We start from the raw sequence: 14,015 nt of genomic DNA, 5'->3' as shown, positions 1-14,015 counted from the left end.
AATCAACAGCGGTGTACCAAGCGATCCACATTAGATCATTAATCCAATTTGTTCGTCTTTAGATTGGATTAATTTAGTTATGTCTCACTCTCTTTTATCATCTGAATTTCGCAAAATAGCCGAGCGTGGATATTTTTTTTGCGTCTTGTGATACAATAGACGAGTTCATTCATGAGTGGGAATACTTTCTAACACATATAAAATTCATTGAATCGTCGAGGTGTGAAGCGTAAGTGGTCTATTTTATTTTAGTATTAGTAGCAGCTATTGAAGTTATTGTCTTATTGATTAATCGACCTGTATTTGCAAACATTCCGTATGTTCAAGTATATATTGTTCCTTTGTTAACAGTAATTGTCATAACAATGCTGCTTTCACGAAATCCAAAGAGATTTATGCGGTGGTTCAAACAAGGGCTTATTACGATTTCAGTCGTTGTGCTTGTGTTTGTACCGGTTCTCTATGCCAAAAATCTTCCGCTGTATGGTTATAATGAAGCCAAAAAAATGCTTGCGCAAAGAGAACAGCTCTTGCTAAGTCAGTTTCAAAAAGGAAAATACGTATATCCAGCAAAAGACAGCCCTAAAAAATACCGTTATCTATTTAAAGTAAATCGTGGAAACGGCATGCTAGAATATGTATTTGACCCATACACAGGCGGTTATGAAGTTGTAACAGATGTGATAAAAAAATAAAGGTTTAGCTTATTTGAAGCTAAGCCTTTTTATATGAAAAAATTGAAACTTTTTGAAAATCTGTGCGTATTTATTAAAGAATGTTCACAAAAAAGTCACAAAAGGAGTTGCACAATGGGGAAGTTAGAATACAGACTGCTAAAGCCTGATGATACGTTTGTTTCTATTTATCACTATAAATCTATTGAACTTGAACAAATTTTAGCAAGAAGAGAATGCGAATTTTTTGTTAAAGAAGGAATAACGTATAAGCAAACTTCATCTGCAGTCGAAGATGACATACATATTATTTATGTAAAGGAACATGAGCAAGGAGTGAAAGAACAGGCAGAAGACGATAACAGAGATATTACATTAGAAGTCCGCGAACTGAATTCTCTTCGAGGACATCCGGTTTTATTCGTCTCTTCATTTTATACCCATTTGGAAGTATTAAGCTATATCGGAACTATTTATACATACTACAATGGATTAGAGTGGGAAAGAGACTCTGCAGAAATTGATGAAGATCGCTGCGTGTACAGTTTATATGTAATCAAAACGGGCGTAACGTATTAAGGGGGAAAGACGTAATGTCAAAAACAAAAAAAATGATGGCGGGGGTTTTGACCACAGCATTAATGACATCGCTCGTTGCTTGTGGTTCAACTGACCAAGCAAGGCCGGCTAAACCGAAAGATAAATCTTGTGACAAGTGGAAATGGGATGAAGATACACAAACGTACTACTGTTCAGATTCTTCTTCTTCGCACAGCGGTTCATATTATCACGGGGGTCGCTACTACGGTTCTAAAAAACAGCTGACCTCTTCATCGGCCTATAAATCATTTAAATCGAGCAGCTCTTATAAATCTGGAATTGGGAGCGGTTCTAAAGGCGGTTTTGGCGGGTAATGCACAAAGAAAAGAGAGAAAAGTTTTATAAAGAAATTGAAGGTTTTTGGCACGATTTATATGGAACAGAGTATGCTCTTTATGACGTACATATAGAGTCTTCTCCTATCATTCATTCTATTCAAGAAGCTGCAAATCAAATTGGGGAATTATTTTTTAAAACTGCACCTTTGCTTCGTTCTTTGGATGATCAGACAATTTTCTCTTTAGGATTTCCAAAAGCAAGTCTCCCTTACGTACGGCTGAAAACGATGGAAACAGAAAGTATCATTTCACGCCTTGATTTTGCCGTTACAAATGATCAAATCAAGCTTTTAGAATTAAATGCGGATACGCCTACATTCATTAAAGAATTATTTCACATAAATGAGTTAGTCTGTCGTCATTTTCAGGTTCAAAACCCTAATAAGCTTGAAGAAAAAAAGCTTGCTTTAGCATTAAAACACGCCATTTTTGAAGCTTATAACGAGCTCAATAGAACAAACTATCCAAACGTCGTTTTTTCTTCTCATGATACACATGAAGAAGATAAGCTAACGACTCTTTATTTAATGAAGCTAGCCGATGTGGATGCTACATACGTTCCATTATCGCAGCTTCGAATTGTCCCTGCCTCTACAGTTGAAGAAGGTGAACATATAGAAGCGGGCGTATATGATCAATATGGACAAAAAATAGATGTACTATATCGCCAAACTTATCCGCTTGAACATTTAATTGAAGATGAAGATCCGAGTACGCATGAAAAAGTAGGGCACATGCTTTTAACATTGGTACAACAAAAACAAGTAGCAATCATTAATCCGCCTTCTGCATTTTTGCTGCAGTCTAAAGCCGTGCAGGCACTCATTTGGGCTTTGCATGAACAAAATCACCCTTTTTTCACTAAAGAAGAACATCATACCATTGAAACATACTTTTTACCAACGTATTTAGAAGAAGATCCATTTATTGAAAGAAAACAAGCATTTGTGAAGAAACCATCGTTTGGTCGTGAGGGAGATACCGTTGAAATTTATAATGAATGCGGAATCAAAATAGACGAAGATCAACATAAAACATATCAAGAATACACTGCTGTTTATCAACAGTTTATTCCATTGCCAACTGCAAAAATGAAGACGCAAAAGCAAACAATAGAGGCTCATATCATGTATGGATGCTTTTTATTAAATGGAAAAGCAAGCGCAGTAGGAATACGAGCTGGAAATCAAATTACAGATAATGAATCGTACTATTTGCCAATTGGATTAAAATGAAAAGGAGAAATAACAATGACACAATGGGTTGATTGGGCTAGTATAGGGAGTTTTTTATCTCACGTAGCGGTAGGGTTAGGTCTATTATTTATTGGAATAATGGTATTTGAATTAACAACAAAATTTAATGATCGTGAACTCATAAAAAGTGGAAATATAGCGGTCGCTTTGAAGTTATGGGGAAAAGGAATTGGGCTCGCTATTGTCATTTTCACCGTATGGAGTAACAGCTTAAATTTGTTAGATGCAACTCTTTGGGGAGTAGTAGGCATCATTACTCAAGTAGTGGCATATTGGATTATTGAATTTATCATGACGCCTAAAACGAGCCTAGCCAAAAAAGTAGAAGAAGGAAATGTAGCGGTTGGAGTAACTCTGTTTGCAGCGTCGATTGCCGTCGGCCTTGTTGTAGCTGGAAGCTTAACATATTAAAAGAAGGCGATTCCTATTTTATGGGGAATCGCTTTTTTTATGTTCAGATTGCTCGTGTTCACTTAGTAATAATGCACGTGTATTTTCACGGTCGGCACGAACAATTTTTTGCTGCGTGTAAAGCGGAATGACAAAGAGCAAAATAAATAAAAAAACATAGCTCATTTTTGTTATCCTCCCATTGTAAATTGTAAACGCCTGCTAATAGTGTGTGACAAACAATACATAAATATAGCATATTTAATTGGATAAACTGGGAAAAATTGAGGGATGTAAAAAGAATATAATCTTACCTTCAACAAAAACTAAAAGCAGTATAGAGGCACGTCTTTTATTAAGAAAGGAGTTGGGAAAAGTGAAAAGGTGGCTCATTTTGTGCTTATTAATTGTAATCGCAGCTGGATGTGGACGCCCAGATGAAACGTCTCAGCCGAGCATTTTCCTTATACCAGAAGGGTACAAAGGATGGGTTATGGTCGAATATGATAAAGATAACGGAAATCCTAGCAAGACAGAAGGAGACTACACTGTATTTAAGGTAAACGAGCATGGAGTCGGGAAAACCAAAACGCTTTTAAGCGGGGGCGGCTGGGCCAAAAATAAATATTTCTATGTAAACAAAAATGGTCAGCGAAAGCAATTGAAGCAGGGGAAGATGATTCACGGAATGACTCAAGGTAACAAAAATCATACGGTAACCTACTTCTTTGTCGGCACTGCAAAAGAGTTCGACAAGGCCGGGGACTATCGAAGAAAACTTACCGAAGAAAATTCTTCGTAAGAAAAGAAACGTTGCCGCTTGAGCAACGTTTCTTTTTTATCTTCATTTGAATGTACAAAAGACGGTGTCTTTTAAACGTTGAATTTCATTTAATGCTTCTTTCTGCTTATGAATTACCCAATCTGGCAATGAGTGTTCAACCGACAGTTCGTCGAAACAAGCCCCGCATGTTTTAACTTCAATATAAGATTCAATATACTGAAGGTGATCTAAGTTATAAGCCCAAAGTCGACGTTCAGGGCATATCGTTTCTAAGTAAAGTGGAAGCTGAAAAAAAGGATCTACTGCTTCAGAAAGTTCTAACGGTCCCTGGCTATCAGCGTTGACTACGTCTATATAGCCGCAGTGAGGACACGTGCATGAGTGCGTTGACCCGCTCAATTTTTTATCCAGTTTTACAACTCGCGCACATAGTTCGCAGTTTGGACATTTTACTAAGATAAAGTCAAGGAACTTATCTAAAAATTGTTGTTGTATTACTTGCTGATTTGTCATTTTTTGTACCTCTAACTGTCAAACTTTTTTTAGTTACGAAAATAAATAAGAAAACCTACATACTATTCATAACACATGATGGGGGTTAAAACAACAAAAACCCTTTTCGATAGAAGGGTGGTGTGATATAGTATGACAAATCAGAATAAATAAAGAAAAATTGAAGAGTTTAAGTATGGTTCTACGAATGTGAAGCGCTCGTTCTCTTCATGGCTTCTTGCCATTCGATACATCGCATCTGTTTTACCGTTGTATTTATTAATTAGGCTTTATTCTTCAAAAAACGCTATTAAAACACTTGGTTTTAATAGCGTTTTTTGGAGGAAGAGGAGGAGTATGATGCTTGATTTCTTATATGATATGTTTGTAGGAGCAGGAGTATTTATTTTATTATTCATTCTTTTGCTAGTAGCGAGAACGTCGGGGAAACGCAAGAAATAGGCGGGTATAATTCCCAGTGTAAAAACCCAAAAAAGACTAACACCACACAATTAAATTATGATAATATATTATCCTATGAGCATAATCAATGCTCACATATGTTGTGATGAAGCGTTTTTTAGAAAGAGGGATCATCTTGAGTGGAGAAGTTCTTGTCAAGATTTTATCTCAAGCGTATGAACAAAAAAAGACATTACCAATCGTCTCATTCTCGTCTTTTTTTGAACAAAAAAAGGTGGGCTTTCGTTTAAATAACGATGTGCCCGCTGATATTATCTACCGTACGCTTACATGTATTCAGAGAAAAACGTGTGTCCAAGATGTGTTAGTGGAAGTACTAAAAGTTGATAGTCCAAACAATGACGGGGCATTTTCTGATTGTGTATATATTTTAGCAAATGGTACAAAACAGCAAGTGAAAGAATGGGTTAAACCCTTACATCCTAAAAGAGTTAAACAAGGATATCAGCACGGGATACCCATTGATGCGCCACAGTTAAAAAATGACTACCACGTGTTTGCCGTTACTTGGTCATAAGCGTTTAACCCAAAAAACATCCTGCTGTCGCTGCAGGATGTTTTTTGTTATGATTCCTTGTTTTGGTTCCCGACTGTATTTAAAGAGAAACGTATCGACATCTTTGTTTCCCTGCTCTTGAAAAGACTTTTGCGCGGGTATATGTTTCAAGAGTAGCAGGTCCTCTATTGCCTATTGTTTGAGAATTTCGAATATCGCGAATGCGGTAACCTTGTCGCGTATTAAGCGTCTACTCGTTTTCTCCCGCTGCATAGCACTTATCTTCTGAGTCACCTGACCCGCTAACATTTGTACCATGAATGCCTTTATGGCTCATAAAATACTCCTCTTTGTTTAAAACATAAACAAGACTAGTGTTTCGGCATTCACATTTTTATTCATTAATATGGAAATAACATAAATTTTTAGAAAAAAGCTGTTTGACTGAAGAAGAGAAAAAATTCATTAAACGAATAAATTTAAAAAAAGTTTCACATTTCAAAAAAAAATAAATTGTTTTTTTTGAAACATAAAGATAATGTTACGGGTGATTTTTTACCTATTATTAGTGTAGGAAAAGGAATAATATTGGAATATATTAACTTTTTTGTCGAACTTATTAAATATTAAACGACAAATAACTACGACAATATACACCATCAAGCTAAGCTACTGTCGTTTCTTGTAACATAAATGTAATATTAGTGATGTTATTTTGTAATAATGTGTTGTTACAATGTAAACGTCTTATAGATTAGTAGATTATGGCATTGGAGGAACCTTTTTTATGAAAAAGTTAATATATTCGTTAGCGTTATGTGGATCTTTAACAGTAGTCCCAACAATTAGTGAAGCTGCTTTAGGAGATGCTACGCTATACCCGGGAACAAGTAATTCGGATGTGAAAGAGTTACAGCAAAAATTAAAAAATAAAGGTTATTTTACATATGGTACAACAACAAACTATTATGGTTCAATTACAACTAGTGCAGTAAAGTCGTTTCAGCGTGCAAATAGTTTATCTGCAGATGGTATTGCAGGTCCAGCTACATTTAATAAGCTGCTAGGAAGCGGAAGTTCATCAATTAGCTCAAGTTCGTTGTTGCGAGTTGGTTCACGAGGACCAAGCGTACAATCCTTACAGCAACAGCTAAAGAATAAAGGATATTTTAAAGGAACTACAACTCAATACTTCGGTTCAATTACAAAAAATGCAGTAATGGCATTTCAACGTGCAAACGGACTGTCTGTGGACGGAATTGCGGGTCCAGCTACGTTAAGTAAATTGAAAAATGGTGGCTCTAGCGCTTCAACTGGCGGTTCAAGCAGTACTTCAACAATCTTACGCCAAGGCATGAGCGGTTCGGCAGTAAGCAGCCTTCAGCAAAAATTAAAAAATAAAGGTTACTTCTCAGCTGGTGTAACAGGCTACTTTGGCTCAATTACAACAAGTGCGGTAAAATCATTTCAACGTGCAAATGGTTTATTAGTAGACGGAGAAGCAGGTCCGGATACGCTTAATAAATTAAATTCAAGCAGCTCAAAGCCTTCAACATCAACAGGAAACAGTACAAGCTCAAGCTCAGCTTCAAAAGTTATTTCATACGGTAAACGTTTTATGGGAACACCTTATGTTTGGGGTGGATCAACGCCGAGCGGATTCGATTGCAGCGGTTTCCTTAACTATGTATACCGCAATGCGGTAGGCGTGAATTTACCGCGTACGGTTGCTGGTATTTATCAAACAGGCACACGTGTAAGTTCACCTCAACCTGGCGATATTGTTTTCTTTGAAACATACAAACCAGGTGCCAGCCATGCAGGTATTTATTTAGGAAATGGCCAATTCTTAAATGCGTCATCTTCTCAAGGTGTAACAATCAGTTCAATGAGCAACTCTTACTGGTCAAAACGTTACTTAGGAGCAAAGCGTTACCTATAAGAGTATAATAAAGAGGAGTAGTTTTACAACTACTCCTCTTTTCTATGCCTTATAAACGTAGAAGTAGGAAATTTTTGCACAGTTTGGTATGATAGTTATGGAACAAATAAAAGGAGTGTATAACATGGCTATTGTAGATGTAACCATTATTCCAGTTGGCACGGAAACGCCAAGTGTGAGTCAGTACGTAGCTGATATTCAAAAAGTGTTGGCGAAGCATGAAGATGAAATTACATATCAATTAACCCCTATGAATACATTAATTGAAGGGGAATTAAGCACGCTGCTGCAAATTGTTCAAGAGATGCATGAAGTACCTTTTGAAAATGGTATTCAGCGCGTATGTACAAATTTACGAATTGATGATCGTCGCGACAAAGAAAACCATACGATGGCTGGGAAATTACAATCGGTACAGTCTAAATTAGAAGCAAAATAAATAGTATGTAGTATAACAACAAACGCCTGAGTCGAGACTCAGGCGTTTGTTGTTATACTTAATTAGCATGCACAAGAGAAAAAATTTGAAAAGCTACGCGCAGCCGAAGGGTTTCCTCTGACGTGTGAATAGGTCTTTTTAATAACTCTTCGCACTTTTCGATTCGATAGATAACCGTGTTTCGATGAACAAATAACTGTTTAGCAGTCTCTGAGATTTGGCAATTGGAATTTAGATATGTTTCAAGTGTGTCAAGTAAGATGGAGCGATCTTTCTTATCGTACTGCAGCAAGCCTTCTAATGTTTGAGAATAGTAATCCTGTAAATCATTTGCCGGAAGCAACCTCAACAGTTCTTTAAACTGTTTTGGCTGATAAAATTGAATAAGCTTTGACGGATCTTTAAAATGGATGGTTTCAAGAGCTTCAACAGCTTCTTTATATGAGTCAGCGATTGTAAGTAGGGATTGACTTTGGTTTCCAATTCCAAATGACATTCGCTTATCGTAGTGACGGTAAACAGCTTCTTGCAAGCGATGCAAACATTCTGTAATCATAGGTTGAGAATGAGGTGTAAACAAAAGAATATAAAGATTGTCATAGAAAAACAAAACGGCCTCTGTATGACCGGCTGATAACTCATATTGAAGCAGCTCATAAATCATATCGTCATCGCTGTAAGGCGTAAATGTAGAGTGGATTTTTCCAACGGCGCAAATGTAGCTGTTTCCTGCTGATAAGCCCATCATCTGTGCTTGAAAGGAAGCATCTTCAGGCGTTTTATAATAATTATTAACAAGCTGATTGAAAAAATCGTTTTTTCGTCGCCGTTCAGCTTCATACAAAGCCTGCTGTCTCATCATTTCGAAAGATAAAACGTTTGTCGCTTGTTCAATTGTTAGGAGTGCTGAATCGGATAAAGAAACTTGGTGTTCAATAAGTAAATAACTGTACTTTCTTGTGTGAGTAGCAATTGGAAAAAGAGTAACGGTTTTTTTATTGTACAAAAAGGAAAAAGTTGTATATTTTACCGTTCGTAAAAACAGCTTCTTAGCGCCCGCTACCGCTTCTTCCATCGGAAGCGAAAAAGGTTCGCGTTTGTTTGTATAAAAGAGTTCATGTCCGTGGGTATCACAAAGGGCAACGTGAGCATTGCATAATGTTTGAATGGACTGCATAATTTTCTCAATGCCTTTTCCTTGTAAGATGTATGAAGAAAATAGCTGATGCGTAACCATCGCTTGCTGAAGCTCGGCTGTTTTTTTATCTAAAATAAAGCTGAGAGATTCGTTAATAACTGCACCTAACGTTTCATCCGTCTGAAAATCAATGATCGGAAAGTGAAGTTCATCAGCTAGCTGACAAATAGAAGCAGGCACGTGTTCGAAAAAGCGCTTCGTTTTTATGGCCAGTCCTGCACATTTCTTCTTAGCCATTCCTTCTACAAGTTTTGCTAAGCTTTCTTCATGTTCTTTGAAGTGATAACCTGTTGTAATTAAAAATTCTCCTTCTTTCAAAAAAGATAAAATATCGGGTGCGTCCATCATATTGACGTTATGTACTTTGCGGGTGACTCCTTTTTGCCCGGCTACTACAGATGCTTTCTCATAAATTGGAATGCGTAAAAGAGTTTGTAGTTCCATTATTCATTACTCCTTTTGTTAATAATTCTCACATTATTCTGCACGTATCTTTATCTATCTTTTATTTTATAAGAAAGTTTAGTTAAAATAAATAAAATTTTCAGAAAAAAATGTATAAATTGTTAATGAAGAAGTTTATTCTATCCTGTAAGATAAAATAAATAACATATAATGTTATAAAATATAACGTATGTAAGTTTTAGTGTATTTAGTGATAATAGCTAAAAAAACACTAAATCATTGTAGGAAGTGTTAATGAAAACAATCAGTCATTTTTTTAAAATGAAGATAGCAGGAGGGATAGCAATGGTCGCAGATATGACGGGTAAATCTAAGCTTTGTCGGCAAATCGAAGAAAACATTAGCTGGTTGTCACAGTTTGGGTTAGATGAACAAAAAGGCGTCACGAGGCTTTTATACACGGAACAGTGGAATGCAGCTCAAAAGGCATTAGAAGAAAAAATGAAGGGACTTCACCTCAAGACGTATTACGATGATGTAGGAAATTTGTTTGGACGTCTGCAAGGAACGAGCCCTGACAAACAAGTTATTTTAACAGGCTCGCATATCGACACCGTGATAAACGGAGGAAAATATGACGGGGCGTTTGGTGTTGTGGCTGGTATCATTGCTCTGCAGTATTTACATGAGCATTACGGTTCTCCTAAAAAAACATTAGAAGTCGTATCACTTTGTGAAGAAGAAGGTAGTCGATTTCCTCTTACATATTGGGGATCAGGCAATATGAATGGATTACACAGCAAAAGTGATGCAAAATATGTTATAAATAAAGAAGGGGTTAAGCTTAATGAGGCAATGAAACAGCTGAATTTCGGAAAAGGTCTCCACAGTGAGCCGTACCGCACGGACATCGCCTCTTTTATTGAACTGCACATTGAGCAAGGAAAGCAGCTTGAAATATCTCAATGTGATATCGGAATTGTTTCTAGTATCGTCGGTCAGAAACGCTTTACAGTATCTGTTAAAGGTGAAAGTAACCATGCGGGCACAACACCGATGAATGTACGGAAAGATGCATTTTATGTGAGCTGCAAACTTGCTAAAGCGTTTATTGAATTGAGCGAAAGGTATTATAATTCTTTATATGTAACGGTTGGTAAGATTACTCTCTCTCCAAATGCACCGAATGTAATACCGGGATATGTAGAATTCACGGTAGATTTAAGACATCATGAGTATAAGGTTTTGCAAGAAGCAGAACGAGAAATGAAGGAGATTATCAAGCGAACGGCAGGGACTTTGGAAGTAAATGTCGACTGCTGGATGGATGAAAAGCCTGTCGCCATGAGCGAAAAATTATCTGAACTTTCTAAAATTATTTCCTCGGAAAAGAATATCTCCTCTCGAGAACTAGTAAGCGGTGCAGGACATGACTCGCAAGTATTCGGACGAAGAGTTCCCACATGTTTGCTATTCGTACCGAGCCAAGATGGAATCAGCCATTCCCCAAAGGAATTCACCAAAGGAGAACAGTTAGAAAAAGGAGTAAAAGTCTTAATAGAATTATTATATAAGCTTGCCTACTAGGAGGAATTTGACATGACCATAACAAAACAGCTTCATACACCGCCGCGTACGATTATGACACCCGGACCCGTAGAAGCAGATCCACGCGTATTAAGAGCGCTAGGAACGCCTATTCTAGGACAGTTTGACCCCGCATTTACGCAAATTATGAATGAAACGATGGAAATGCTTCGTGAACTATTTCAAACCAAAAACAAATGGGCTTTTCCCGTTGATGGAACGTCTAGAGCTGGAATTGAAGCAGTTCTTGCAAGTGTAATTGAACCTGGTGATAAAGTATTTGTCCCAATTTTCGGCCGCTTCGGCTATTTATTAACAGAAATTTCCGAGCGCTACGGAGCTGATGTACACAATATTGAATGCGAATGGGGAGAAGTATTTGACCCTGAGACAGTTATACATGAAATAAAAAAAGTAAATCCCAAAATTGTTGCAATGGTTCATGGTGAAACGTCTACAGGAAGAATGCAGCGCCTTAAAGAAATTGGTGCTGTATGCCGCGAACAAGATGTCTTGTTTATCGTCGACGCAGTAGCCACCATTGGTGGTACGGATGTAAAAGTAGATGAGTGGAACATTGACGCCTTGATTGCTGGCACTCAAAAGTGTTTATCCGTTCCATCTGGTATGGCACCTATTACGTACAATGATCGAATTGAAAAAATTATCATGGAACGTAAAAAAGTTGAAAAAGGGATTGCGACAAAAGCAGATGCTCAAACTGTTCGTCTGCGCCCTAATATTATCAGCAATTATTTTGATTTAAGTCAGCTTCAAGACTATTGGAGTGAGCGCAGGTTAAATCATCACACGGAAGCAACGTCCATGCTGTATGCTTTAAGAGAAGGGCTGCGCGTTATTTTGGAAGAGGGGTTAGAGGAAAGATTTGCAAGGCACCGCCTCCATGAAAAAGCACTTGTAGCCGGTATTAAAGCAATGGGATTATCTTTATTTGGCGATGAGCATTCAAAAGTTCCAACCGTTACTTGTGTCTTAATTCCACTAGGGATTGACGGAGAAGCAGTTCGTTCTGCGCTTCTTGAACAATTTGGAATTGAAATTGCAAGTTCTTTTGGGCCGATGCATGGAAAAATATGGCGTATCGGTACAATGGGATACAGCTGTCGAAAAGATAACGTTCTCTTTACATTGGCCGGTCTTGAAGCCGTGCTTATTCGAAACGGAGCCAGAGTGAATGCAGGTTCTGCTCTGCAAGCAGCATTGGAGGTTTATGAGCAAGAAGTGGCGATGTCTAGTCTGTAGAGATTCGTTTTACTCATCATATAAGGAAAAGAGGAGATTTTCTATGAGCGAATATTTTTTCACACACCCATATGCATCGCAGCGTACGTGTACGTTTGGAAAAAATGGAATGGTAGCAACCAGTCAGCCTCTTGCCGCTCAAGCGGGTCTTGAAATGCTGAAAAAAGGAGGCAATGCGGTAGATGCTGCTATTGCCTCCGCAGCTTGTTTAACGGTTGTAGAGCCTACGTCAAACGGAATTGGCGGAGATGCATTTGCTCTTGTGTGGATAAATGAAGAGCTTTATGGACTCAACGCGAGCGGTCCTGCTCCTGCCTCTATCTCTATCGAAGCTCTGCATGCCATGGGGATAAAAGAGATGCCAGCTCGCGGCTTTGTTCCCGTTACGGTTCCAGGTGCCCCCAGTGCATGGGTGGAGCTGTCAAAACGCTTTGGACGGCTGTCATTAAAAGAAGTGCTACAGCCTGCTATTTCATATGCACAAGAAGGGTTCCCAATTTCCCCGATTTTAGGGTACAATTGGGAACGAGCATTCGAACGATTTACACACGCGTTAAAAGGTGATGAATATAAGCACTGGTTTGAGACGTTTACCAATAATGGATCAGCTCCTAAAGTAGGGGAAATGTGGCGATCACCGGACCATGCTGCTACGCTGCTTGAAATTGCCGAAACGAATGGAGAATCTTTTTACAGAGGGAACTTAGCTGATAAAATAGCAGCTTTTTCGAAAAAATACGGCGGATTTTTAGCAAAAGAAGATTTAGCAGCTTTTAAAGCAGAATGGGTGAAGCCGATTTCAACTTCTTACCGAGGATATGATGTGTGGGAAATCCCGCCTAATGGCCAAGGGCTTATTGCGCTTTTAGCCTTAAATACGCTAAAAGGCTTTTCTTTTGACGCCAAAGACTCTGTCGATACATACCACAAGCAAATTGAAGCCATGAAGCTAGCATTTGCAGATGGACAAAAATTTATTACGGATGCTGATAAAATGACAGTAGCCGTTGAAGACTTGTTAAATGATTCTTATGCAAACAAGCGTAGAGAGCTGATTGGTGAAAAAGCGCTTGTTCCCGAAGCCGGACAGCCGTCTCATAGCGGCACGATCTATTTAGCGACAGCGGATGGAGAAGGAAACATGGTATCATTTATTCAAAGTAATTACATGGATTTTGGTTCAGGACTTGTGGTACCTAATACAGGCATATGTTTGCAAAACCGCGGCCATAATTTTTCGCTAGACCCACAGCACCATAACCGGTTAGAGCCGGGGAAACGAACCTATCATACTATTATTCCTGGATTTTTAACAAAGAATAAAAGCGCGGTAGGCCCGTTCGGTGTAATGGGTAAATTTATGCAGCCGCAAGGACATGTGCAAGTCGTCATGAATATGATTGATTTTCACCTGAATCCTCAGGCTGCTTTAGATGCACCAAGATGGCAGTGGATTGAACATAAAAAGGTTCTTGTGGAAAAAGAAATGCCTTCGCATATTGTAGAAGCATTAGAACGTAAAGGGCATGATATTCATGTGGCCACGAGCAGACATATGTTTGGAAGAGGGCAGGTTATTTTAAGAGATGAACAAACTGGCGTCTTATACGGTGGCACAGAAGCACGAACGGACGGAGCGGTCGTTGCTTATTAGATCACAGAGAAAGG

The 14,015-nt window shown here is 38.3% G+C and carries 15 protein-coding genes and 1 pseudogene; 12 read left to right on the top strand and 4 right to left on the bottom strand.

Annotated features, from left to right (window positions below; all coding sequences use genetic code 11):
• Positions 1-233 precede the first annotated feature (233 nt).
• From ACLHDF_RS28415 to ACLHDF_RS28395, 5 genes are all read left to right on the top strand, one after another.
• Positions 234-695, top strand: coding sequence for a hypothetical protein (locus ACLHDF_RS28415; RefSeq protein WP_413921775.1), 462 nt, complete (start codon positions 234-236; stop codon positions 693-695).
• A 114-nt stretch (positions 696-809) separates the two neighbouring features.
• Entirely contained in the window at positions 810-1,253 is a 444-nt protein-coding gene (locus tag ACLHDF_RS28410; RefSeq protein ID WP_413921774.1) for a hypothetical protein, read from the top strand.
• A 14-nt stretch (positions 1,254-1,267) separates the two neighbouring features.
• On the top strand, positions 1,268-1,588 hold the full coding sequence (locus tag ACLHDF_RS28405; RefSeq protein ID WP_013057715.1) for a hypothetical protein: 321 nt from the start codon (positions 1,268-1,270) through the stop codon (positions 1,586-1,588).
• Positions 1,588-2,847, top strand: coding sequence for a glutathionylspermidine synthase family protein (locus ACLHDF_RS28400; protein WP_413921773.1), 1,260 nt, complete (start codon positions 1,588-1,590; stop codon positions 2,845-2,847). Before ACLHDF_RS28405 ends, ACLHDF_RS28400 begins: the two co-directional genes overlap by 1 nt.
• Before the next feature lie 15 nt (positions 2,848-2,862).
• Positions 2,863-3,279 carry a DUF350 domain-containing protein gene (locus ACLHDF_RS28395; RefSeq protein WP_413921772.1) on the top strand — a complete coding sequence of 139 codons (417 nt, stop codon included), beginning with the start codon at positions 2,863-2,865 and terminating at the stop codon, positions 3,277-3,279.
• Between the two features lie 18 nt (positions 3,280-3,297).
• Here ACLHDF_RS28395 and ACLHDF_RS28390 read toward each other — a convergent pair whose 3' ends face one another.
• Entirely contained in the window at positions 3,298-3,444 is a 147-nt protein-coding gene (locus ACLHDF_RS28390; RefSeq protein ID WP_413921771.1) for a hypothetical protein, read from the bottom strand.
• Between the two features lie 190 nt (positions 3,445-3,634).
• Here ACLHDF_RS28390 and ACLHDF_RS28385 point away from each other — a divergent pair, with 190 nt between their 5' ends.
• A complete protein-coding gene (locus ACLHDF_RS28385; protein ID WP_413921770.1) occupies positions 3,635-4,060 on the top strand; it encodes a DUF6843 domain-containing protein in 426 nt (141 codons plus the stop codon).
• A 42-nt stretch (positions 4,061-4,102) separates the two neighbouring features.
• Here the strand turns inward: ACLHDF_RS28385 and ACLHDF_RS28380 are convergent, their stop codons facing one another.
• Entirely contained in the window at positions 4,103-4,555 is a 453-nt protein-coding gene (locus tag ACLHDF_RS28380; protein ID WP_413921769.1) for a hypothetical protein, read from the bottom strand.
• A 577-nt stretch (positions 4,556-5,132) separates the two neighbouring features.
• Here ACLHDF_RS28380 and ACLHDF_RS28375 point away from each other — a divergent pair.
• Positions 5,133-5,534 carry a hypothetical protein gene (locus ACLHDF_RS28375; RefSeq protein WP_413921768.1) on the top strand — a complete coding sequence of 134 codons (402 nt, stop codon included), beginning with the start codon at positions 5,133-5,135 and terminating at the stop codon, positions 5,532-5,534.
• A gap of 139 nt (positions 5,535-5,673) precedes the next feature.
• On the opposite strand, the pseudogene ACLHDF_RS28370 reads toward ACLHDF_RS28375, so the two are convergent.
• A pseudogene (locus tag ACLHDF_RS28370) lies at positions 5,674-5,850 on the bottom strand (catalase); the annotation flags it as partial.
• A gap of 450 nt (positions 5,851-6,300) precedes the next feature.
• On the opposite strand from ACLHDF_RS28370, the gene ACLHDF_RS28365 reads away from it, so the two are divergent.
• Together ACLHDF_RS28365 and ACLHDF_RS28360 are read left to right on the top strand one after the other, a co-directional pair.
• A complete protein-coding gene (locus ACLHDF_RS28365; RefSeq protein WP_413921767.1) occupies positions 6,301-7,455 on the top strand; it encodes a peptidoglycan-binding protein in 1,155 nt (384 codons plus the stop codon).
• A gap of 124 nt (positions 7,456-7,579) precedes the next feature.
• The gene (locus ACLHDF_RS28360; protein ID WP_251392762.1) at positions 7,580-7,894 is read left to right on the top strand and encodes an MTH1187 family thiamine-binding protein; all 315 of its coding nucleotides are present in this window, start codon (positions 7,580-7,582) and stop codon (positions 7,892-7,894) included.
• Between the two features lie 58 nt (positions 7,895-7,952).
• On the opposite strand, the gene ACLHDF_RS28355 is transcribed toward ACLHDF_RS28360, so the two are convergent.
• Entirely contained in the window at positions 7,953-9,536 is a 1,584-nt protein-coding gene (locus tag ACLHDF_RS28355) for a PucR family transcriptional regulator (RefSeq protein ID WP_413921766.1), read from the bottom strand.
• A gap of 306 nt (positions 9,537-9,842) precedes the next feature.
• On the opposite strand from ACLHDF_RS28355, the gene allC reads away from it, so the two are divergent.
• From allC to ggt, 3 genes are read left to right on the top strand one after another with little or no spacing between them, the layout of a single operon-like run.
• Positions 9,843-11,084: an allantoate deiminase gene (gene allC / locus ACLHDF_RS28350; RefSeq protein ID WP_413921830.1), complete on the top strand. Its 1,242-nt coding sequence runs from the start codon at positions 9,843-9,845 to the stop codon at positions 11,082-11,084.
• 12 nt (positions 11,085-11,096) lie between these two features.
• On the top strand, positions 11,097-12,347 hold the full coding sequence (locus tag ACLHDF_RS28345; RefSeq protein ID WP_413921765.1) for a pyridoxal-phosphate-dependent aminotransferase family protein: 1,251 nt from the start codon (positions 11,097-11,099) through the stop codon (positions 12,345-12,347).
• A gap of 43 nt (positions 12,348-12,390) precedes the next feature.
• Positions 12,391-14,001: a gamma-glutamyltransferase gene (ggt, locus tag ACLHDF_RS28340; RefSeq protein ID WP_413921764.1), complete on the top strand. Its 1,611-nt coding sequence runs from the start codon at positions 12,391-12,393 to the stop codon at positions 13,999-14,001.
• Positions 14,002-14,015 lie beyond the last annotated feature (14 nt).

The organism is Priestia megaterium, from assembly GCF_046599315.1.
Lineage (GTDB): Bacteria > Bacillota > Bacilli > Bacillales > Bacillaceae_H > Priestia > Priestia megaterium_F.
Note: the sequence above shows the minus strand (reverse complement) of the source record. Positions and strands in the feature narration are given on the sequence as shown.

What these genes read in the sequence shown, in the direction of transcription:
- ACLHDF_RS28410 (WP_413921774.1), top strand. Translation starts at nt 810, where the DNA reads ATGGGGAAGTTAGAATACAGACTGCTAAAGCCTGATGATACGTTTGTT.
- ACLHDF_RS28405 (WP_013057715.1), top strand. Translation starts at nt 1,268, where the DNA reads ATGTCAAAAACAAAAAAAATGATGGCGGGGGTTTTGACCACAGCATTA.
- ACLHDF_RS28360 (WP_251392762.1), top strand. Translation starts at nt 7,580, where the DNA reads ATGGCTATTGTAGATGTAACCATTATTCCAGTTGGCACGGAAACGCCA.
- ACLHDF_RS28380 (WP_413921769.1), bottom strand. Translation starts at nt 4,555, where the DNA reads ATGACAAATCAGCAAGTAATACAACAACAATTTTTAGATAAGTTCCTT.
- ACLHDF_RS28345 (WP_413921765.1), top strand. Translation starts at nt 11,097, where the DNA reads ATGACCATAACAAAACAGCTTCATACACCGCCGCGTACGATTATGACA.
- ACLHDF_RS28395 (WP_413921772.1), top strand. Translation starts at nt 2,863, where the DNA reads ATGACACAATGGGTTGATTGGGCTAGTATAGGGAGTTTTTTATCTCAC.
- allC (WP_413921830.1), top strand. Translation starts at nt 9,843, where the DNA reads ATGGTCGCAGATATGACGGGTAAATCTAAGCTTTGTCGGCAAATCGAA.
- ACLHDF_RS28400 (WP_413921773.1), top strand. Translation starts at nt 1,588, where the DNA reads ATGCACAAAGAAAAGAGAGAAAAGTTTTATAAAGAAATTGAAGGTTTT.
- ACLHDF_RS28355 (WP_413921766.1), bottom strand. Translation starts at nt 9,536, where the DNA reads ATGGAACTACAAACTCTTTTACGCATTCCAATTTATGAGAAAGCATCT.
- ggt (WP_413921764.1), top strand. Translation starts at nt 12,391, where the DNA reads ATGAGCGAATATTTTTTCACACACCCATATGCATCGCAGCGTACGTGT.
- ACLHDF_RS28365 (WP_413921767.1), top strand. Translation starts at nt 6,301, where the DNA reads ATGAAAAAGTTAATATATTCGTTAGCGTTATGTGGATCTTTAACAGTA.
- ACLHDF_RS28390 (WP_413921771.1), bottom strand. Translation starts at nt 3,444, where the DNA reads ATGAGCTATGTTTTTTTATTTATTTTGCTCTTTGTCATTCCGCTTTAC.